The following is a 21854-nucleotide window of genomic DNA, read 5'->3' as shown; positions in this document are numbered from 1 at the left end:
ACCTATAAGCCACATAAACCGCAACATATAGCTGAAAATGTTTTAAATAGAAAATTCCAAGCCGACTATAACGCGATGGAAGTATTATTAACAGATGTCACTGAATTCAAGTACGGAGTTCATTCGAAAGCATATTTAAGTGCCATCTTGGATTATGGTGAAAATAAAATTGTAGCCTATAAATTATCACGACATAATAACAATGCCTTAGTACGTGATACGGTCACTCAGATTAAAGATACGATTATTCCAATGAAGACATTATTTCATAGTGATCGTGGCTTTCAATACACCTCCCATGGATTTAAAAACTTTGTGGAAGAACACAAAATTATCCAGAGCATGTCACGTGTTGGTAGATGTATTGATAACGGTCCAATGGAGAATTTTTGGGGGATCATCAAGGAAGAGATGTATCGATTAACCACTTATAACACATTTGAAGAATTAGAAAAAGATATTGAGGCTTATATTGAATTTTATAATACAAAGCGCGTGACGTTGAAGATGGGGCTAAGAATTCCAGCATAAGAAAAGCCATGCATGGAATTCATACATGGCACAAAAAATTTGTTTTTTTACCTGTCTACTTGACAGGGGGCAGTTCAATTTCAGGCAGACGCTCATTTTTTCATTCAAATTCCTCTAGCTTCTTATAAACCTCAGCAATTTCTTTTTCTAATCGAACTAACTGTTCTTCAGCAGAAGAAGCCCGTCCACGTACATACACTAATTTATCTAAATCACTTTGAATTCTAGTATAATCAGATTTTAACTCATCTAATTTAGCTTCAAGCTCTTTTTTCGTCATGTAACCACTCCTCTGATTACAGTTTAGCTTTTACACATTGACAAAACAACCAATTACGATAAAATTGATTCAATTATCAAAATAGGGAGGGGTATTGGATGAAGGTAGTATTGGAAACATCGATTACTCGTTATTTGGATAGAGTAGAAGATTTATTGCTTAAGCAAGAAGTAACGAATAATCTCATGCTAGGTCTCTTAGAAAGAGGCAAAAACAATATCGGGGTCTTTACCGATGGGATTCGATTAGGAATTGTGGAGCAGGATGGCGAACCAATCTATGCATTCATGCAAACACCTCCAAATCGGTGGATATTGGCTGCAATTGAAGGAGTAGATCAGGATGTTATTCCGGAAATTGTTCAATTTTTACATACAAATAAATACCCAGTTCCAGGAGTAGTTGGACCAACGGAGCAGGCTGAAGCATTTGCAGGCTTATGGAAGAAAGCAACTGGAAAACAAGCGGAGCTAAAAATGAAACAATTAATCTATCAACTAGATGAAGTGAAGCATATTCCCGATGAAAGTGGTAAATTAATAGCCGCAACAGACGAGCATCTAGCCACAGTACGGGATTGGCTCGTTAAATTTGGTGATCAGGCAAATATAGAAATAACCAAACCACAAGCAGATAGTATGGCGCGTACATTTATTCAAAATGAATCCCTTTATTTATGGGAAGTAGATGGTCAAATCGTGTCCATGGCTAATAACTCTCGCAAGTCTAAAAATGGGGCAACCGTAAATGCAGTATTTACACCGGATGAACAGAAGCGAAAGGGCTATGCAACAAACGTTGTAGCAGCTTTATCGCAAAAACTATTAAATGACGGATCAAAGTTTTGTAATCTCTATACAGACCTTGCCAATCCGACATCCAATAGTATTTACCGAAAGATCGGCTACTATGAAGTGGGAGATTCGGTGGAATATAACTTTGGGTAAAAAATTTTTCTGCCAGCTGGAACATCAGCAGAATCTTGGGGAGTATCAGCAGATATGGCAGGACATCAGCCGCTTTTCACCAAGTATCAGCAGAAATACGAAAACAGCAGCAGCTTATGCTAAACATCAGCAGATATTCCTAAACATCAGCAGCACCAGCACACACAATCCAAAGCCAAACGCAACGCCACCAACCAAAAAGGGGCTGGGACATAAGTGTTAATGGTTAGATAAAATCCGAACGTTGGTGCACTATAGCCGCTCCGGGAATATACTTCGCTTTCCGCGGGGGGCTGGTGAGCCTCCTCAGAGCTATCGCTCTTCCGGGGTCTCACCGTTGCCCTTCCTCCCGCAGGAGTCTACGTATATTCCCTACGCTGAATCAGTGCATTGTTCGTCCTTTTATCTTCTCATTTTACTTATGTCCCAGCCTCTTTTCATCAAATCAATGCATCGTTTTTATTTTTCCGCGTATCCCGAAATGTCTCATAAAAGTGAACAATAATAGCTTTTACAACCGCATAGAACGGAACCGCAAATAATATACCGATGAATCCGGCAATACTACCCGCCGCCAAAATAATCGTAATAATGGTTAACGGGTGGATGCGTAATGCGCGCCCCATAATATTTGGCGAGATAAAATTTCCTTCAATTTGCTGGGCGATAATCATAATAATCGCTATCCAAACGACATTCATCGGATCCTGGAACACCCCAACAATCGCAGCGGGAACAACAGCAATAAATGGACCAATAAACGGAACGACACACATAATCATGCCAAACAGGGCAAGTGTAAGTGCATAGTTTAGGTCGATAATTAAATAACCAATAAATAACATAATCCCGATACTCAAGCTGACGAGTAGCTGCCCTTGAATATAGGCGGATAATGTATGATCAATCTTGCGCAGGAGACTGCGTAAGTTGCTTGCTTTTTTATCTTCAAAAATTTGTGTGACGAACGGAATGAACTTCGCATCGTCCTTTAACATGAAGAATAAGAAAAACGGTACTAACACAAGCGAGAAAATAAACCCGACTAGCTGACTGATAAAGCCAAATAAAAACGTCATAAATCCTTCAATATAGGTTTGCATATTGGCCATGATATCATCAATCGTCTGATAGACCTCTTCCGGGATGATGTTTTGTTTATCTTCTAGGTAATCAATCACATCCTGTGCACCAGATATCATCGCCGGCATATTCTTAATGAACCGGGTAAACTGGTCCTGGGCAATTGGAATAATGAACATCGTAAAAATGTAGCCAACCGCTATTAGTAGAATAAACACAATTAGGATGGAAACTAATTTTGGCGTCTTATAACGTATTAACAGCTTCATCAATGGTTTTGATAAATAATATAACAACCCAGCAGCAATAAATGGGAATGCGACTGCTCCCACATACTTTAAAATTGGGTCAAAGATAAATCGAGTTTGGTAGACTAAATAGATTAATAGAAATACCATAATTAGCGCTGTTAGTGTTTGAAACCATCTTTTTTTAGTCAACTTATCATCACACTTTCCTCTTCATTAATAATAATCATATAGTATTTTGCTCTAAAACGCACATACTAAATAGGCGTACTTTCTAATCAATTCAATTGTTTCCTTTCCACGCACATTCTATACGTTTTTGCTAGACAGTTAGATTATTAGTAAATTTTATGTTAAAATTTGAGCATATTACAATGTTGGAGGATTATTCAGATGAATAATTGGGAATCGGTATTCCGAAAATGGGATACTTATCAAGGGTTAGATGATAACCTGAAGCAAGAATTGACAATTCTATCATCCGATCTTACTGCACTTGAGGATGCATTTTACAAGGAACTCACCTTTGGTACTGGTGGAATGCGTGGCATTTTAGGTGCTGGTACGAATCGCATGAATATTTATACGGTAAGAAAAGCAGTAAATGGACTAGCTACCTATTTATTAGCTAATAGTGTCAATGTAAAAGATCGTGGTGTCGTTGTGGCCTACGATTCAAGATATATGTCACGTGAATTTGCTATTGAAACAGCGAAAACACTTGGTGCGTTTGGTATTAGAACGTATGTCTTTGATACGTTACGCCCGACACCATTACTATCATTTGCGGTACGCTTTTTAGGAACGGCTGCAGGGGTCATGATTACAGCAAGTCATAACCCGCCAGAATACAATGGCTTCAAAGTTTACAATGAAGATGGCGGCCAAATGGTGCCAGATGAAGCAAATAAAATCATTGAAGCGATTCAACTGATCGAAAATGAATTGGACATCCCGGTGGTAGAGCAAGCAGAATTAGAGGAAAAAGATTTACTAATCTGGGTCGGTGATGAAGTCGATAATGCTTACCTTGAAAAGCTTAGCCTGATTACGAAATTAGATGAGGTGGAATCCAAAGCGAAAAAGGATCTCAACATTGTCTTTACGCCGTTACACGGGACAGCCTATCATTTAGTTACCAATGGATTGAAGCAACTTAACTTTGACCATGTCCATGTCGTAAAAGAACAAGCAGTCCCAGATCCTGAATTCTCTACCGTTGCATCACCAAATCCTGAAGAACATCAAGCCTTCACAAAGGCGATTGCGCTCGGTAAGGAAGTGGATGCGGACATCTTATTGGGTACAGACCCAGATGCCGACCGCTTAGGAGTTGCGGTGAAAAATCAAGCAGGCGATTACATGGTACTAACCGGAAATCAACTAGGAGCACTTTTAATTGATTATATTTTATCCCACACGAATTCAGTACTATTAACCAATGCACGTGTATTAAAAACAATTGTAACGTCTGAACTTGGTCAAGCAATTGCGACCTCCTATGGTGTGAAAACAATTAATACGTTAACTGGATTCAAATATATCGGTGAGAAGATTCACCAATTCGATTATACTGGTGAAGCATTTATGTTTGGTTACGAGGAAAGCTATGGCTATTTAATCAGTAGCTTCGCTCGAGATAAGGATGCTGTTCAAGCGGCAGTAATGGCTAGTGAAATGGCGTATTACTGGAAGAAACAAGGCAAGACCTTGCTTGATGCGCTACATGATTTATATGAGAAGCATGGTTTCTATCGTGAAGGCATGTCATCACTTACCTTAAAAGGTAAGGAAGGCTCAGAGAAGATTGCGCAAATTATGGATACCATTCGCCAAAAGCCTTTTGCAGAAATTGCGGGGTATAAGGTAGACATGATAGAGGATTATTCGATTAGTAAGCGTGTTATTGCGGCAACGAATACGGTCGAAACAATCGAATTACCAGAAGAAAACGTTCTGAAATTTATTTTAGAACATAACAATTGGGTTTGTTTACGCCCATCTGGAACCGAACCGAAGATTAAGTGTTATTTCGGAACCTGTGGAACAAGCTTAGCGGATAGTGAACAAGTTCTAGATGCATTAAAAGGGTATATGAATAACGTGATGAACGAGATTATTGAAGCATAAGTTTAAATAGAATACATTCTACAATGAATGAACCGCACGAAATCGGGGGAAGGCTCGATTTCGTGTGGTTCTCTTTTTCTATATTCTACTTATTTATGAGCCGTTGCTACTACTAGAAGCGGCTGTTGCGGCAGTGATAGTTGCAATCATGACAGCTTGTTGTGCCTGTAAAATTGCTTCGAGGATTGTGGTTAGACTGGTCTCCGCTAAACCATCATGCTCCAGTTCATCATGGACGAAAAAGCTAGCTGCTAGCATGAAATTCATATCCTTCTGCCATTTGAATTCTTTTTCTTGATTGAGGGATTCGTAGATCGATACAATCTGTTCTGCCGCGAATTTTTCGTGTGGAAGTAGAGCAAGCATGCCAAAAATCGGATAATAAATCGTTTTCGATTTGATCCCAGCTAGTTTCAGGGAGTCCGCAACAGCAGTAGTCCGGTTGATTAGTGTGGATGCATCGGCAGCTGAACCAAGCGTAAGAATATGGCTTAGGAATTGTAGGTGATTTCCCTTAGATAAACCCTCGTTATTTAAGGCTACGTAAAATTCTTCCATTCTTTCGATGACATTCGACGCTTCCTCAAGGGCAAGTAAGGTCGCAAGTGGGTAATCATCACTCGAAGTTAAAAAGACATGCTCCTTCTTCATGCCGTTATATAGTTCCTTTGCACGCTGAATAGTTTTTTCTGGGTTAGCTTGTGCCCTGGTTAATAAAATGGAAGCGGCAATATACGTGTATGTTCCACTGGCGAATTTTTCTGCACGATATAAGTCATACAAGTTAAATAGATCTTGGATTTTATTCTCAGGCTGCTCGAAATTCACATCTAGCATGGCAGCAGTAGTGAACCGAGATTGTGAACGCAAGGAAGAAAACACGCTTGCATGATCTTTTATTTTCTCAGCAATTGCTCGGAATCTATCCACCCTAAATTCTTTATGATTGATGACATAGATGGAAGCAATCGTCATTAGAATTCGTTTATCAGAAACCTTCCATTTCAAACTTTCTTTTAGCTCCTGATAAATGTGATTCAATTGGTTAAGTTTTGTCTCCATGGCTTTAGTCTCCTTAAAGGTCGCTACTAGTAATACGTTTTCCAAGAAAAAAAGATTCATGTTGTAAATTTTGTGTAAGATGTACTGTTTTTATTGTAGATTTTTGGTACAGTAGAACAAACAAATTGTTTGGAGGTTCTGATGAAGAAACATACTTTTTGGGAAATACTTGGAGCATCCTTGAAGCTAGGAGTGACGTCATTCGGTGGTCCAGTGGCACATCTAGGCTATTTTAAAAATGAATATATTGATAAGCGGAAATGGATGGATGACAAGACATATGCCGATATTATTGCGCTCTGTCAGTTTTTACCGGGTCCTGCGAGTAGTCAGGTTGGTATTGCGATTGGAATGATGCGTGGCGGCTTCTTAGGTGGGGTATTGTCTTGGATTGGATTTACGATTCCATCTGTAATCGTATTAATATTATTTGCAATGGCTTTTCAGAGCTTTTCGTTCGCTGATGCAAATTGGATTACAAGTTTAAAAATAGTAGCTGTAGCTGTAGTGCTACATGCTGTCCTCGGGATGGGTAAAAATTTAGCGCCAGATAAACCGCGAATTGCTATCGCGATGATAGCTATGTTGATTATGGTATTATTCCCTTCAGCACTCGTTCAAATCGCTGTTATTGCGGGGGCTGCCATTATCGGATACTGGTTGTTTACAAAGAATGCTGAATCAAATGTGAGCGCCTTTTCCGTATCCATTTCGAAAAAACAAGGTGTCCTAGCACTATCCTTGTTAGTGTTCCTGTTAGTTGTACTTCCTATTTTGGCGAAGCTCCTCGATAATCCATATCTATCAATTTTCGATACATTTTTCCGAGTAGGTTCGATCGTCTTTGGTGGTGGGCATGTTGTTTTACCACTGCTAGAACAGGAAGTGGTACCAAATGGGCTCGTCAATAGCAGTGAATTTCTAGCAGGTTATGGTCTTGCTCAAGCCGTTCCAGGTCCATTATTTACGTTTGCTAGTTATTTAGGAACGATGATCAGTGGTGTAATAGGTGGAATAATCGCGACAATCGCCATGTTCCTGCCATCATTTTTACTTGTTATCGGTGCCTTGCCGTTTTTAAGTGAACTTAGAAATCGTAAAAGCTTTCAAGGGATTCTGATCGGTGTAAATGCGAGTGTCGTCGGAATATTATTAGCTGCGTTTTATGACCCAGTATTTACAAGTTCGATTACGAATGCAGCGAGTTTTGCCTTAGCAGCGATTTTATTTGCGCTAATGTACTTCTGGAAGACGCCAGCATGGCTCATTGTTGTACTTGGGGTTGTGCTAGGGGAAGTAATGCATACCTTTTTCATTTAACTAGTGGATAAGCTAGAATAAGGGTGAGGTGATTGGAAATGGCAGAACATCATTTTCATTTAAAAGCAGATTGGCCAGGTGGCCGAAATAGTGAAGGCTATATTGAAGCTGGAAATTTAAAAACAAAAATATCGATTCCGCCAGAGATGGACGGCCCGGGCATCGGGACTAACCCAGATGAGATGCTACTCGGTGCGGCGGCAACCTGCTACATCATCACACTTGCAGCGATGATTGAGCGGGCAAAGCTTCCACTGAAAGAAATGTCGTTGGAGTCTGAGGGAATTGTGGATGTTACCAATGGAGTATTTACTTATAAAAAAATCATACACCGGCCAACAGTGGCACTAAAAGCAACTGCTGGTGAGGAAGAATATCAGATGCTACGAAAGCTAGTAGAAAAGGCTGAAAAGAGTTGTATGATTTCAAGAGCAATTCAGGGAAATGTTGCGTTGGAGTTAGAAGCGACGATTATCTAGTGGTATGGAGGCTATCCTCATGTTGTTATATGATTAATCGTTCCGTCAACTTACACGAAAAAGCTATAGGAGTTGATGATTATGCTATACAAGAAATCACTTGATGGTATTTCCAAAGACATGCTACAAGGCTTTTTTGTTGATTGGCCAAATCCACCAGAACCAGCTACACATCTCAAGTTGTTACAAAACAGTAGTAAGGTGGTACTAGCAATCGATGAGGCTGAGAGTCGTGTGGTTGGATTTATTACGGCAATCAGTGATGGTGTTTTATCTGCTTACATTCCGTTGGTAGAGGTATTACCCGACTATAAAAACAAGGGTATTGGAAAAGAATTAGTCCAACAAATGCTAGATGAACTTAAGGATATTTATATGGTTGATCTGTGCTGTGATGATGACTTAATTCCGTATTATGAGAAGTTTGGAATGAACAAAGCTAGCGGGATGGTTTTAAGGAACTATAAGATGCAATCAGGCATACAATTATAAAAGCTTGGATTGGTACTTACCCCCAAAAGTTAGATTTACTACGCTAACTTTTAGGGGCGGTACTATTCCAAGCTTTTTTTACGTGTTAATTAGGTAAGTTGATTGCTTGACACAAAATTAATGGTAGTATATCTTATTAAAGTCATAGTATTTTTATCGGATTTATATAATTTAAAGAGCGATAAGGAATTGCGTGCATATAGTACTTATAAATACGATATACCAGGCAAAAATCATAGATTGTGGTACTATGCTGCATTCTAAGAGAAAACACACATAGGGGGAATTCAAATGGATTGGCTATTAGTTGTAAATATTGTAGTCATGGTAGCTATTATTGCGTTATTAATTTTCATGCAACGTAAACATGTTTCGTTTACAAAGCGCGTATTTGCCGGTCTTGGGTTAGGTATTGTGCTTGGAGCCATTTTACAATGGGTGTACGGAAGTGATTCGGAAACACTTCGTCTAACAACAGACTGGTATAGCATTGTTGGTAGAGGTTATGTTAACTTCTTGATGATGATTGTTATTCCACTTGTTATGGTATCGATTATCCAATCGATTACGAATCTGGAAAAAACAGCACAGCTTGGTAAAATGGCTGGCTGGATCGTAGGGATTTTAGTCGGTACAGCGATGATTGCTGCACTAGTTGGAGTTGGATCTGCGGCGTTATTTGATTTAAATGCCGATCAAATTTCAGTAGGGGAAGCGGAGGAAGCACGAGCAGCTTCACTAGAAGAGCGCTTTTCAGCAGAGGTTGACGGGGTTTCAACACCACAACGCATTCTTAACTTTATCCCTTCTAATATCTTTTTAGATATGACTGGGCAACGTTCAACATCTGTTATCGCAGTCGTGATTTTCTCACTATTTGTAGGGATTGCCGTACTTGGTTTACGTCGAAAAAACCCTGAGCAAGCAGAAATGTTTACGAAAATCATTAATGCTTTATATGGTGTGGTAATGCGTATTGTAACATTAGTGCTACGCCTAACACCGTATGGTATTTTAGCATTAATGGCAAACACGGTAGCAACAACAGACTTTGCCGGAATTTTAGAATTAGGTAAATTTGTATTAGCTTCATATGTTGCATTAGCGGTTATGTTTATCATTCATTTAGTATTAGTCGGTGTGTTTGGGCTAAACCCATTCAACTTTGTACGAAAAGTATTACCAGTATTGAGCTTCGCGTTCACTTCACGCTCAAGTGCGGGTACGATTCCGTTAAACGTATCGGCGCAAAAGAATTCACTTGGCGTTGAGGAAGGGGTTGCCAATATGTCAGCATCATTTGGTGCGACAATGGGGCAAAATGGTTGTGCCGGTATTTACCCTGCAATGTTAGCTGTGATGATCGCACCAACTGTAGGAATCGATCCATTTACACCAGGATTCTTAATTCAATTAGTTATCATCATTGGAATTAGTTCCTTTGGTATTGCTGGTGTTGGTGGTGGTGCAACATTTGCGGCACTAATCGTTCTTTCTTCGATGGGATTACCAGTAGGTTTAGCCGGATTATTAATCTCCATTGAAGCGTTCATCGACATGGGTCGTACTGCATTGAATGTTAATGGTTCAATGGTTGCTGGTACATTAACTTCTCGTATTTTAGGCAATTTCAAAAATGAAGTATTTCAAGATAAAACGGCTATTGAAGAGTCAAAAGCTGTTTAACTAAGTATGCCGCTCCTTATCGGGGGCGGCTTTTTACTTTTCAATGTATTAAATTCCTTATTCTATCCAGTTTTTGTTTTTCCCCAACTTCAACATACGTTCGAAATGGACAACCCAAATCCTGCACACGGCTTACAACATTCTCGATGGTAAACATTTCTGGACGCAAATCTTCTGTTACCTCTTCCCAAAAAAGCGGTGTTGCAACTGTACCTTCATTAGTTTTCCGAGTGGAATAAGGGGCAATTAAGGTTTTGTCTTTCCCGTGTTGAACATAATCTATATACAATCGTCCGTTCCGCTTATTCTTCATGCGTTCCGTGGTAAATAGCTCGGGATGTTGGTTTTCGATCGTCCAAGCAATTGCTTGTGTGAAAATAGCTGTATCATCATAACTCAAACTACCCTCTGGGATTGGAATGTGAACCTGTAGTCCCTTGTTGCCGGAAGTCTTAACGAAGGAGATCAACTCGAGATCATCTAACAGCTGCTTTATTAATAAACTAGCTTGAATTGCCCACGCAAATTGCTCTCGACTAGGTGGGTCTAAATCAAATACAATTTCCTTTGGGAAAGTGCTTGTTACGTTTTGAAAAGGAACATGATACTCGAGAGCGCCGTGATTGGCAAACCACATTAATGCCGCTAAGGAGTCACAAACAATCAATCTTTCTTCACCATCACCAATGCCTGTGATAAATTCTGGCGCATAAGAGGGAAGGTGCTTTTGAAAAAAAGACTCTGCACGTACACCGTCTGGACAGCGGATAATGGTTAAGGCACGATCCTTTAAAAACGGCAGCATATATGGTGAAATTTCTCGGATATAGGCTAATAAATTCCCTTTAGTTAAATTGGCATCTGGCCAGTAGAGTTTTTCAGTATTAGCGAAATCAATGTTTTCTGGAAGCATCGCTAACTCTAATTGAAGGCGATCAATGGTGCATTCATCCGGCTTAATGTCTGGTGTTAGGCTGTGGAATTCTGGCTCCCGTAATTCGTTTTTGTACATATCCAATGTGTGGATAGCAGCACATATAGCTGGAGGGAGTACATAATTTACCCCATGTTTCTCACCATTGGACACAAATAGCTTTTTCAGTGTTTGAAAGTCTTCTTTATCCAGTCCATGCTTGCATTTTCCAACAACGAATCGTTCATCCCCATCATAAACTTGAACGGTGAAATAATCATTTTTACTATCAAAAGCTGATAAAAATCCATAGATGGTCCGCCAGTTTTTAATTTTATACCAGTCTTGATGACTTTTTCCTTTCCCGTAAGTGCTCTTTTTGCGCTTAGCAATGAGTCCTTCGCCTTTATGGTTAACGATTACGTTCCATAAGTCATCTGGATTATTAAAAGCTCTAACAAATCCGAGTGTTTGCCAAACATCTTGTTGAATATTGGCATGCTGGAAAAGTGATGCAAGCGCCTTTTTTCGCATTTCCAATGGCTTTTTCGACAGATCCATCCCAGCCTGTTGTACTATATCGAAAGCAAGGAAAGTAGCAGGGCGTTTTGCTGCTGCTTTCTGAATGGATTCGCTATTTTTCAACCGTCCCCGCTTTTGTATCCATGAAAAATTAGCCTGATAGGCATTGTTTAACACTACTAATTCTCCGTCCAGCTTTAACGGGAGCTGTGGAGCGATGCTGCTTTCAAGAGCCATGCAGAATGACACGATTTCAGGAAACTGATTCGTTAAATCTTGTTTGTTTTTGCTAATTAATTTGATGTCGCCCGCTTTTTTCCACTGAAGCACACAACGAAATCCATCATATTTCACTTCATATAGCCAGTCGTTACCAGCAGGAATTTCTTTACTTGCAATTGGTTTCATCACGTCCATTTCGTATGCTCCCTTCGTTTAATAAGGTGCGATAAATTCCATAATTTAAACAGGACAGCGGATTAAAATGGTTGATTTACGACAAACTATGGGCAAAAGGGAGGTTTAGCGATGCATACGATGTGGAAGGGTACGATTAGCTTCGGGCTTGTGAATATCCCAGTGAAAATGCATGCGGCAACGGAGAATAAGGATGTCTCGCTCAGACAGCTTCATAAAGAATGTAAATCACCAATTAAGTATGAAAAGGTGTGCCCTGTCTGTGAGAAGGAAGTAGGCAACGATGATATCGTGAAAGCCTATGAGTATGCTAAAAATAAATTTGTGATTTTGGATGAAGAAGATCTTGCCGAATTAAAGAAGGAACAAGAAGATAAAGCCGTTGAAATAATGGATTTTGTGAAATTAGAGGACATCGACCCAATCTATTTTGAAAAAAGCTATTACTTATCGCCTAACGAAGGGGGCAGCAACGCATATGGATTACTACGTGCTGCCTTAGAAGAAACAGGGAAAATCGGCGTCGCTAAAATGATGATCCGCTCTAAGGAGCAGCTGGCGGTTATTCGTATTTATAAAAATACACTTGTCGTGGAGACGATTCATTACCCAGATGAAGTGCGGGATGTGAAGGAAGTCCCGAATGTACCAGAAAATGTAGAAACGGCTAAAAAGGAAATCGATACGGCAAAAATGCTAATTGACCAGCTAACTACCGAATTCGATCCAGAGAAATACAAGGATGAATACCGTACCGCATTATTAGAACTAATTGAAGAGAAGAAGAATCAAGATCAGACAACAACAGCAACAGACAAACCAAAACCAGACAATGTCACTGATTTAATGGAAGCACTACAAGCCTCACTCGATCGAGCCAAAAAGGACAAACCAAAGCCAAAGCAACCAAAAAAACGCAAAACAACAACGGCGAAGAAAAAAGCGCTATAATTTTTGGGAGGAACCCTCGTGTTTTGAGGGTTTTTTTGATGGGGGTAAGTTGTTTGGCTGCTTGGAACTGGTCGGGTATCAGCAGGAATTATAAGAGTATCAGCAGCTATATGGAAATATCAGCAGGAATTCAGGATTATCAGCAGCTAGCACCCAAAAGTACAAACATTACATTCCAATATCAATCTTTCATTCCATTTACATGTTGTTTACAGCCCCAATAAATCGTGTGGAACGATGCGTATTTATATTGTCCAGCGGGTAGAAGGATAGTAAGAATACTCTTCAAAACACAGTAAAGGAATGAGCATCTTGGAGCGTAATGCCTTTTTTGATAATGCGAAGTTACTACTAATATGTTTAGTAGTTTTTGGTCATGTAATTCAGCCTTTTATTGATGGATCAGTTGCCATGCACACGCTATATACGTGGATATATACGTTTCATATGCCGGCATTCATTTTCTTGGCTGGATTTTTTGCCAAAGGCTTCGGAAGTAAAGGATATATTTTAAAATTAGCGAAGAAATTATTAGTACCATATTTGATATTCCAATTTATCTATTCGTTCTACTTTTTAATGATAGGAAAATCGAATTGGTTAACGGATATCTTTTATCCGCATTGGTCACTTTGGTTTTTAATTAGTTTGTTTAGTTGGCATATTTTATTATATTGGTTTAAACAACTACCAGCATATATTAGCTTTGCGTTAGCGATCTCACTAGGAATTGTTGTTGGCTATTTGGCAAGTGTTGGTCATTATTTCAGCTTATCAAGGACATTTGTATTCTTCCCATTTTTCTTGTTGGGGTATTGGTTGAAGGAAGAGCATTTACTCGTATTGAGACATAAATTTTTCCGGCTAGCTTCGGTGCTAGTGATGGCAGTTCTAGCGCTGGCAATCTATGTGGCACCTGAAATAAATACAGGTTGGCTGCTAGCCTCAAAATCCTACTATGATCTTGGCATGCAAGAGTATGGTGGAATTGCAAGATTACTTGTTTATGTAACGTCCACATTAATGGCTGCGAGTGTGTTCGCTTGGATTCCACATAAGCGCTATCAGTTTACTAAACTGGGGGAGAGAACACTTTATGTCTATCTGCTGCACGGCTTTATCATCCAAGCGTTCCGTGCATTCGAGGTATTGCACGTCAATAGTATTTTCCATGTTGTTGGGCTAGTTGGAATCACACTACTCATTGTATGGTTCTTATCTAGTAAACCAGTACTGACGATTAGCCAGCCGCTGATAGAGGGAAAAGCAACATATCTTCGGAAAACGGTAAAACCTTCACATTAAGTGAAACATTTTTGTGATAACTTTCGTATATATAATAGCCCCCCTTTTTCTAGTTATATAGATAAAAACAACCCCAAACCATTTGCTGGTTTGGGGTTGTTTTTATCTCAAAAAGAAAAGAACATCCCGCAAAAAACGAGATGCTCCCTTCTGTAATTCGACAAAATTCGGGTGGTGACAGGCACCTTAAAATAAAATATGTGCTACCAATACGATAATTGGTAGGGTAATGATCGTTCTTAATAGGAAGATTAGGATTAGGTCTTTGAAGGATACTGGGACTTTGGATCCTAATAGTAATCCGCCTACTTCGGACATGTAAATTAATTGTGTAACAGATAAGGCAGCGATAATAAAGCGGGTCATCTCCGATTCAATAGACGCTCCAATAACTGATGGCAGGAACATGTCAGCAAACCCAATTAAAATCGTCTCTGATGCCTCATGAGCAAATGGTACTTGCATCAGCTCTAAGATTGGAATAAATGGTGTTCCGAGCCATTGGAATAACGGTGTATATTCCGCAATCATCAAAGCCACTAAACCAAATGCCATTACAACAGGGGCAACCCCCATCCACATATCTAAAACATTCTGGCTTCCTTCTTTAATAAACTGGTAGAAGCTTGCTTCCTTTTTAGCACGATCGATCGCTTTTTCATAGCCGAATGAAAATGAATTATGTCCCTCGGGGATGGTTTCCTCAATCCCTGAAGCTTGTTCATTCACATACGTATCTGGTTTTCTGGATAGTGGTGGAATCCTTGGCATTATCAAAGCCGCCACTAACCCTGCTGCTAATACCGTCAAATAGAATGGAACAAACATATGACCAAGGCCAACTTCTTCGATTACTATTAATGTAAATGTTATCGAGACAACCGAGAATGTCGTTCCGATAATGGCTGCCTCACGCTTCGTGTAAAACCCATCCTCATATTGCTTGCTCGTTAGTAAAACGCCAATTGTTCCATCACCAATCCAAGACGCCAATGCATCAATTGATGATCTTCCAGGTAAATTGAATAATGGTCGCATCAATTTGGTCGTTAACATTCCAAACAATTCCATCAACCCAAAATTCATTAATAATGGTAGGAAAATACCAGCAAATAGAAATACCGCAAACAATACGTGAAGTAGGCTATCTAACAATAATTGGCCGGTAACTTCACCATGAATTGCCTCAGGACCAATCTTGTAATAAACCATAATTGCAAAGATTGCAGCTACAACCCTTGTAAGTGTCCAAAACCAATTTACATAAAGAAGCTTATGGAAAAATGGTGTCTTGGCCATGCTGTCTTCCCCAAGCATTTTTGCCAGTAGGGTAAGAAGTGCAGTTAAAATAATGATTATCATCATAATGAATGATAACTGATTACGGAGTAAATCCTGCACCCAATTAGCCAAAATGGCAATCGGAATTGTAAATCCATCTTCAGTCCGTACTGGAATAATAAATAGAAAAATACCAATAAGGGATGGAATTATAAATTTCAAATGATCCCCAAGTCTATAGTTGCCTCGCATGATAAAACCGCCTTTAGCTATAATTACTAGTTAGAATGTGTTTTTACGTATAAAATAAACCAACTTTAATAGTATACGACTCGCATATATATTTGTCAAAATGTATATTTATTAAGTTTGTGAGGTTAGTAGTTACCTGATTTTCTTTGCTTAGTTTATGACTGAAAGTACTTAACTATGCTAGTAAGTGACGCAAATTTCGTATCTTGTTTATCGAAATTATCACATTCTACTAATTAGGAGTTTAACTGAATATAATTTTGGGTAGTTAAGAGTGGAACGTTTGGCGGGATTTGATTTATTTCAACCATATTTATAGGCATATATTATTGGTTTGCGATTAAGGTTTAGATACATAGAACTATTTATTGAAAACTGTATTGTTTATATATTCTAATAATAGTACACTAAGGGCAGAAGTATAGGCAGAGGGGAGTAATAACGTATGAAAAACTGTTTGCAATCCAGTAGAAGCCTCGAATTTTTTAAGGAAATTGAATGGAAGCTAGAACGTAACCTGACCACCGAAGAACTCAAATTTTTGCACTGGCTTTTCAATCGCTATCAGGAGGAACAGAATCAGCAAAGTGCATAATTCCTAACATTTTCCGTGTAAATTGAAATTATTATCGTTAATTGAATATATGCTAAGGAAAAGTCTTGAAGCGATCAAGGCTTTTTGTATGTAATCCTAGTGTTTCACTTTCCGTTAGAATGACTTTTCGGTATGATAGAATGGAACGATTTTCTAATAAGAGGAGTGTCTGTATGGCCGTTGCCAATGATACGATATTGCAAAAAATGACCAATGAATTACAACAAGCACAACGAAACCAAGACAAGCAAGCTGTTATGCTAAAGCATATTGAAAATATCCGGTTGTTATGTGATTTATTTTTAATGGAGGATCATGCAGAACCAGTTCTTGAAAAAGGGGAACTCAGTGCTGTGGAGCGAAAGGCGATGCTAGGTGAGGTAGAGTCACCATCGGCTGAACAAGCTCAATCATTTAAAAAATCAATAGAGCTAGACGACGAAGATGGCAATGGGAATTCAATCTTTGATTTTTGATGGGAAAGAGAGTGAATAGAGATGAAGATTTTTTTACTATTAGGAGCTATAAACGGCTTTTTAGCGGTTGCATTTGGGGCATTCGGTGCCCATGGTTTGGAAGGGAAGCTTACGGAGAAAGCCTTAGCTACATGGGAAAAAGCAGTTACCTATCAAATGTTCCATACTGTGGGATTATTGGCTACCGGTCTAATCATGGTCAAAACTCAAGTTGCTAGCCTATCATGGGCCGGCTGGTTGTTTTTCGCTGGGATTATTCTATTTTCAGGTAGTTTGTATATTTATTCTACCTCGGGCATTAAGACGTTCGCTATGATTACACCGATTGGTGGCGTCGCATTTTTGATTGGCTGGATTCTGCTCGGCTATGCTGTTGTAAAGTATCTATAATAAAATAAGTAGAAACAATGCAAGCATCAAGATTAAGACAGATCGCATAATTTGTTTGATACCATGTGCTTGGTTTCGCATATTAATAGCGATGAGGCCGTCAAAAATTAGGCTTGCCGCAACTAAAAACAGACAAATTACGATTAACAAAAAAACACCTTGGATAAGGGCGATCAATCCAAAGAGAATAGCCAGTACAATTGCAACTAACTCTCCACGAATAAATTTGTTATATGGATGTCGCATTCTAATCGCCTCACACGTAAAATATGTAAGAAAAGGATGGTACGGATTCATCGTGCCATCCTTTTTAATTACCGATAGAAAAGGGTCCTGCCTGCATAATTATCTTGGGGAATAAGTAGCCAGTTGTTGAGCAGCAGTATTTCCATATGGATACTCATAATTTAACTCTTCGTCAAACGTTACATAATCGAGATAAACCATTAATAATAAGTAACGTCTTCCGGTTTGCGGATCGCTAAGTATTAGATGATCTCGACCTGCCGCCTCGATAATGCCTCGGAACACTTTAGCATTCCACTCCGAATTGTTTTCGAATGTCATATAGACGGTTGCTGCTTTTCCACGATTTAAACGTAAAATGTTTTCAACATATGATTGCTCCGTTGGTAACATACCTGGAACATCCGATTGTTGCTGGGTTGTAAGCTGTTGCTGAGGGGCTGGGAATTGGCGATAACTTAAAGCTGGGTAGAATGCAGGAGATGTTTGTGGAAAGTAATAATACGGCTGTTGTCCGAAATTTACACCTAGCTGTGAATTTCCTTGGTTGTCAGTCATGCAATAAAACCTCCTATTGAAATATTATTCTATAATACCGTTGGACAATCAGTGGCAGTAGGCGAATAATAGCAATTGCCGTAAATCATCCGCTATTTCATTGGTTATACCACTGGGCTGGGCAATTTCCTGCTGATTAAGAACTAGAAATACGGCCTTCGCAGGGTGAAATTGGTCCCCGTTAATGGTTGATTAGGAAATTATAACTTTGACACTGTGGATAACCATCGTAACCTAAACGGCCATCGTACACCCATTTCTATCCAAGGTCTACTATGATTATATGTATGTATGGGCGGAAAGTGATATGACTAGAGAAAATTAATTAGGAAAAATTGCTAAGAATTGGGCTAGATTCACAATACCGCATCCGACCGTGGTTCGGGACCGTACGGGTAAACATCGGGATTAATCGTGTTAACTTCGGGAAAACTCGCACATACTCCGGGATAAGCTCCAAACCTTTCGGGATAGTGGATCCAGTTCGGGATACTACGGGCAAACATCGGGATACCACGCACCAACATCGGGATACCACACGCCAACATCGGGACAGCACACAGAACATCATCGGGACACCACACGCCAACATCGGGACAGCACACGCCAACATCGGGACACCACACGCCAACATCGGGATACCACACCTAAACTTCGGCAACCCCCCATCCCAGCCAAATCCCATCAAAAAAAGACTCTCTGCCGAAACAGAAAGTCTTTACTAATTAAATTTATGCACCTAAAAATGTCGTGATTTCTTCTCTTTTCAAGAGGTTGCCGACAAAGAATTCACCAAATTCTCCGTAGCGTGAGCTTACTTCATCAAAACGCATTTCGTATACGATTTTCTTGAATTGAAGTGGATCGTGTGCGAATAGCGTTACGCCCCATTCCCAATCATCAAGTCCGATAGAGCCAGTGATAATCTGTTTTACTTTTCCAGCGTACTTACGGCCAGTTTTGCTGTGCTCGTACAATAATTTTCCGCGTACATCTTTTTCTAATGTATACCAGTTTTCCTCACTAGTACGACGACGATCCATTGGATAGAAGCAAGCATGCTCCCATTTTGGAAGAATCGGTTTTAGCCGTGCTTGTGTTTCTGGTAATGTTTCCGGATCAATACCGTCTTTAGCTGGGCGGTATTTAGAAAGCTCGACAACAGAAACATACGAATGAGCCGGAGTAAGGAACTCTGCAAATTTAGATTTGTTTAATTCTGTTTCTAGTTCGTTCAATTCTTCCATCGTTGGGCGTAGGAACATGAACATTAAATCTGCCTTTTGACCAACAATCTTATACATCGCATGGGAGCCATTCTTTTCTTCTTCAACTGCTTCCCATTTTGCAATTAATGCCTCAAAGCTTGCGATGGCTTCCTTTTGATCCTCTGGTGTTGCGGTTTTCCAGAAGGTCCAATCTATTGAACGAAAGTCATGTAAGCTGTACCAACCATCCATTGTTTCGACTGCTTCTACCATTATATATCTCTCCTTACGAGTTATTAGTTATATGTTAACTATATCACAAGTGAATGCGATAATCATGAAAGATGGCTTCTATTTCAAAGCTAACAAACCTTGCTATAGTAGGGTTTTGGTGGGAGTTAACAAGATTGTCACTTTTAGAAGCCGTTTTTTACCGCGAAAAGGGACATTCCTTTAATTTCATTCGCAAATGTACTATCATGAGAAGTGGTTTATTACATCATATTATGTGCAACTTTTTGGACGGTTGATACATATTAAGTACATACAACAAATGGAGGTATAGCGATGAGTAATTTATTTGATGAGGTAAAAGCTCAGGTTAACGGTAAGAATGCAGCTATCGTATTCCCGGAAGGCTTAGATGAGCGTGTTTTAACAGCAGCAAGTCGCCTAAGTAGTGAAGGCGTTTTGAAGCCGATTTTAGTCGGTAATAAGGAAGCTGTTCAGAAAAAGGCGGATGAACTGAAGGTTGATATCAGCTCGATTTCCGTACTTGATCCACAAAACTATGAAAAATTTGATGAGATGGTACAGAAATTTGTGGAACGCCGTAAAGGGAAAGCAACAGAAGAAGCGGCACGCAAAATTCTACTAGATGAAAACTACTTCGGTACGATGCTTGTTTACATGAATGAAGCAGACGGTCTTGTAAGTGGGGCAGCACATTCAACTGCTGACACCGTACGTCCGGCATTGCAAATCATTAAAACAAAAGAAGGCGTGAAGAAAACTTCTGGCGTATTTATCATGGTTCGCGACAATGAAAAATACGTATTTGCCGATTGCGCCATCAATATTGCACCTGATAGCAATGACTTAGCGGAAATCGCAGTAGAGTCAGCGGCTACAGCAAAACTATTTGGAGTAGATCCGCGAGTTGCCATGCTAAGCTTTTCTACTAAAGGTTCAGCGAAATCCGAGGAAACGGAAAAAGTTGTGGAGGCACTAGCCATTGCCAAAGAAAAAGATGCATCACTAGTTATTGATGGAGAATTCCAATTTGATGCTGCAATTGTACCAAGTGTAGCAGCTAAAAAAGCTCCTGGTGCAGTAATCCAAGGGGATGCGAATGTCTTTGTTTTCCCTAGTCTAGAAGCAGGGAATATTGGCTATAAAATTGCCCAGCGTCTAGGTGGCTTTGAAGCGGTTGGACCAATCCTACAAGGCTTGAACATGCCAGTTAACGATCTATCTCGCGGTTGTAGCGCAGAGGATGTTTACAACTTAGCATTAATCACAGCTGCACAAGCAGTACAATAATAATAGGAAAAAGCTAATAACGTGGAATTCGCCCCCGTTATTAGCTTTTTTATTACTTCAGTAGCAGTGCTATTTTTTCATTTCGTTTTACCATCTGCTCATACCGACTTTCAAACTCAGTCAATTCGGCGGCAGTGAAATCAACCTCGACAACATCTCCTAATTCCTGCATTGCTTTTAGGGTACGAGCCTTCATGTCAGTAACTGTCAGGTGCACACCGGTAAGATCTGACAAGGAACCCATTACTTCGGGATTCACGCTCGGGTATGAAAATTTTGTTGCTTCACCTTTTAGGCTTAGCTCATAAAACTGACGGATAAGTGATGCTCGTTGTGCACTATTTCCTTCCACATCCAGATAAATTTGAATCGCGGCACCATCTCGAACACGTCGTTGCGAGATACCGGCAAATTTTTTCCCGTTAATACTAAGGTCATAATCGCCAGGACAATAGGATTCAACGATTTCATATGCCTTAATCTCCTGTGTTATATCCCGTAACATATATTGAACAAAGCTAACCATCGCCTCATAGCATTCATGAATCGATAAATGCTTCACCCCAGGAAGGACAAGTGATAGATTGAGGACACCCTCATCTAATGCAACCGCTAAGCCACCAGAATTGCGAACCACAGCCTGATACCCATGCTCAGCTAATAGCGTAACTCCTTCTCCTAAGTAGGGTAGCCTAGCATCTGGTATCCCGAGCACAATCGTCTTGGGATGAACCCATAATCGAATGGTAGGCGGAGACTCGTTATTGCTAACCGAGGTTGTAAGTGCATCGTCAATGGCAAACGAGGTGAGTGCTGTATTTGCTACATGGTGAAAAATGTTTTTCTCTGTATGGTCGATGTATCGAAATGTCGTATGGTGTATGGTTTCTTTCCAGGTCTTCATGCTAATCTCCTTCATAAACTTCCGAAATATTACTTT

The 21854-nt window shown here is 39.7% G+C and carries 23 protein-coding genes; 14 read left to right on the top strand and 9 right to left on the bottom strand.

Annotated features, from left to right (window positions below; genetic code table 11):
• On the top strand, positions 1-531 hold a 531-nt coding region (locus JF53_RS00725; protein WP_047982126.1), incomplete at its 5' end, for an IS3 family transposase.
• A 100-nt stretch (positions 532-631) separates the two neighbouring features.
• Here JF53_RS00725 and JF53_RS00720 read toward each other — a convergent pair.
• The gene (locus tag JF53_RS00720) at positions 632-811 is read right to left on the bottom strand and encodes an SE1832 family protein (RefSeq protein ID WP_047980940.1); all 180 of its coding nucleotides are present in this window, start codon (positions 809-811) and stop codon (positions 632-634) included.
• 98 nt (positions 812-909) lie between these two features.
• On the opposite strand from JF53_RS00720, the gene JF53_RS00715 reads away from it, so the two are divergent.
• Positions 910-1758, top strand: coding sequence for a GNAT family N-acetyltransferase (locus JF53_RS00715; RefSeq protein ID WP_047980939.1), 849 nt, complete (start codon positions 910-912; stop codon positions 1756-1758).
• Positions 1751-1981, top strand: a complete 231-nt coding sequence (locus tag JF53_RS00710) for a hypothetical protein (protein WP_047980938.1) — start codon at positions 1751-1753, stop codon at positions 1979-1981. Before JF53_RS00715 ends, JF53_RS00710 begins: the two co-directional genes overlap by 8 nt.
• A gap of 217 nt (positions 1982-2198) precedes the next feature.
• On the opposite strand, the gene JF53_RS00705 is transcribed toward JF53_RS00710, so the two are convergent.
• The gene (locus JF53_RS00705; RefSeq protein ID WP_047980937.1) at positions 2199-3281 is read right to left on the bottom strand and encodes an AI-2E family transporter; all 1083 of its coding nucleotides are present in this window, start codon (positions 3279-3281) and stop codon (positions 2199-2201) included.
• A gap of 201 nt (positions 3282-3482) precedes the next feature.
• On the opposite strand from JF53_RS00705, the gene JF53_RS00700 reads away from it, so the two are divergent.
• On the top strand, positions 3483-5219 hold the full coding sequence (locus tag JF53_RS00700) for a phospho-sugar mutase (RefSeq protein WP_047980936.1): 1737 nt from the start codon (positions 3483-3485) through the stop codon (positions 5217-5219).
• Between the two features lie 93 nt (positions 5220-5312).
• Here the strand turns inward: JF53_RS00700 and JF53_RS00695 are convergent, their stop codons facing one another.
• Positions 5313-6281, bottom strand: coding sequence for a DUF4003 family protein (locus tag JF53_RS00695; protein WP_047980935.1), 969 nt, complete (start codon positions 6279-6281; stop codon positions 5313-5315).
• Positions 6282-6422: 141 nt separating this feature from the next.
• On the opposite strand from JF53_RS00695, the gene chrA reads away from it, so the two are divergent.
• The 4 genes from chrA (at position 6423) to JF53_RS00675 (ending at position 10258) form a co-directional block, all read left to right on the top strand.
• Complete coding sequence (chrA, locus tag JF53_RS00690) at positions 6423-7601, top strand: chromate efflux transporter (protein ID WP_047980934.1); 1179 nt, start codon at positions 6423-6425, stop codon at positions 7599-7601.
• Between the two features lie 38 nt (positions 7602-7639).
• Positions 7640-8080: an OsmC family protein gene (locus JF53_RS00685; protein WP_047980933.1), complete on the top strand. Its 441-nt coding sequence runs from the start codon at positions 7640-7642 to the stop codon at positions 8078-8080.
• A gap of 81 nt (positions 8081-8161) precedes the next feature.
• Positions 8162-8572, top strand: coding sequence for a GNAT family N-acetyltransferase (locus JF53_RS00680; RefSeq protein WP_047980932.1), 411 nt, complete (start codon positions 8162-8164; stop codon positions 8570-8572).
• A gap of 291 nt (positions 8573-8863) precedes the next feature.
• Complete coding sequence (locus JF53_RS00675; RefSeq protein ID WP_047980931.1) at positions 8864-10258, top strand: L-cystine transporter; 1395 nt, start codon at positions 8864-8866, stop codon at positions 10256-10258.
• 40 nt (positions 10259-10298) lie between these two features.
• Here JF53_RS00675 and JF53_RS00670 read toward each other — a convergent pair whose 3' ends face one another.
• Entirely contained in the window at positions 10299-12110 is a 1812-nt protein-coding gene (locus tag JF53_RS00670) for a DNA ligase D (RefSeq protein WP_047980930.1), read from the bottom strand.
• A 111-nt stretch (positions 12111-12221) separates the two neighbouring features.
• On the opposite strand from JF53_RS00670, the gene ku reads away from it, so the two are divergent.
• A complete protein-coding gene (gene ku, locus JF53_RS00665; RefSeq protein ID WP_047980929.1) occupies positions 12222-13061 on the top strand; it encodes a non-homologous end joining protein Ku in 840 nt (279 codons plus the stop codon).
• Positions 13062-13373: 312 nt separating this feature from the next.
• Entirely contained in the window at positions 13374-14366 is a 993-nt protein-coding gene (locus tag JF53_RS00660; RefSeq protein ID WP_047980928.1) for an acyltransferase family protein, read from the top strand.
• Positions 14367-14552: 186 nt separating this feature from the next.
• Here JF53_RS00660 and JF53_RS00655 read toward each other — a convergent pair whose 3' ends face one another.
• A complete protein-coding gene (locus JF53_RS00655) occupies positions 14553-15899 on the bottom strand; it encodes a YjiH family protein (RefSeq protein ID WP_047980927.1) in 1347 nt (448 codons plus the stop codon).
• Between the two features lie 445 nt (positions 15900-16344).
• On the opposite strand from JF53_RS00655, the gene JF53_RS17390 reads away from it, so the two are divergent.
• From JF53_RS17390 to JF53_RS00645, 3 genes are all read left to right on the top strand, one after another.
• Entirely contained in the window at positions 16345-16494 is a 150-nt protein-coding gene (locus JF53_RS17390; protein ID WP_157052437.1) for a hypothetical protein, read from the top strand.
• 173 nt (positions 16495-16667) lie between these two features.
• Entirely contained in the window at positions 16668-16970 is a 303-nt protein-coding gene (locus JF53_RS00650; RefSeq protein ID WP_047980926.1) for a YwdI family protein, read from the top strand.
• Positions 16971-16991: 21 nt separating this feature from the next.
• Positions 16992-17360 carry a DUF423 domain-containing protein gene (locus JF53_RS00645; RefSeq protein ID WP_047980925.1) on the top strand — a complete coding sequence of 123 codons (369 nt, stop codon included), beginning with the start codon at positions 16992-16994 and terminating at the stop codon, positions 17358-17360.
• On the opposite strand, the gene JF53_RS00640 is transcribed toward JF53_RS00645, so the two are convergent.
• The 3 genes from JF53_RS00640 to hemQ form a co-directional block, all read right to left on the bottom strand.
• The gene (locus JF53_RS00640) at positions 17355-17657 is read right to left on the bottom strand and encodes a hypothetical protein (RefSeq protein WP_236686889.1); all 303 of its coding nucleotides are present in this window, start codon (positions 17655-17657) and stop codon (positions 17355-17357) included. The genes JF53_RS00645 and JF53_RS00640 overlap by 6 nt on opposite strands.
• A 48-nt stretch (positions 17658-17705) precedes the next feature.
• Positions 17706-18164, bottom strand: coding sequence for a spore coat protein GerQ (gene gerQ, locus JF53_RS00635; RefSeq protein WP_047980924.1), 459 nt, complete (start codon positions 18162-18164; stop codon positions 17706-17708).
• Between the two features lie 731 nt (positions 18165-18895).
• The gene (hemQ, locus tag JF53_RS00625) at positions 18896-19645 is read right to left on the bottom strand and encodes a hydrogen peroxide-dependent heme synthase (RefSeq protein ID WP_047980922.1); all 750 of its coding nucleotides are present in this window, start codon (positions 19643-19645) and stop codon (positions 18896-18898) included.
• 294 nt (positions 19646-19939) lie between these two features.
• On the opposite strand from hemQ, the gene pta reads away from it, so the two are divergent.
• Positions 19940-20914, top strand: a complete 975-nt coding sequence (gene pta / locus JF53_RS00620; protein WP_047980921.1) for a phosphate acetyltransferase — start codon at positions 19940-19942, stop codon at positions 20912-20914.
• A 52-nt stretch (positions 20915-20966) separates the two neighbouring features.
• Here pta and JF53_RS00615 read toward each other — a convergent pair whose 3' ends face one another.
• Positions 20967-21818: a lipoate--protein ligase family protein gene (locus tag JF53_RS00615; RefSeq protein WP_047980920.1), complete on the bottom strand. Its 852-nt coding sequence runs from the start codon at positions 21816-21818 to the stop codon at positions 20967-20969.
• Between the last annotated feature and the right edge of the window lie 36 nt (positions 21819-21854).

This window comes from Ornithinibacillus contaminans (assembly GCF_001038425.2).
GTDB lineage: Bacteria > Bacillota > Bacilli > Bacillales > Amphibacillaceae > Ornithinibacillus > Ornithinibacillus contaminans.
This window is presented reverse-complemented; position numbering and strand designations above follow the sequence as displayed.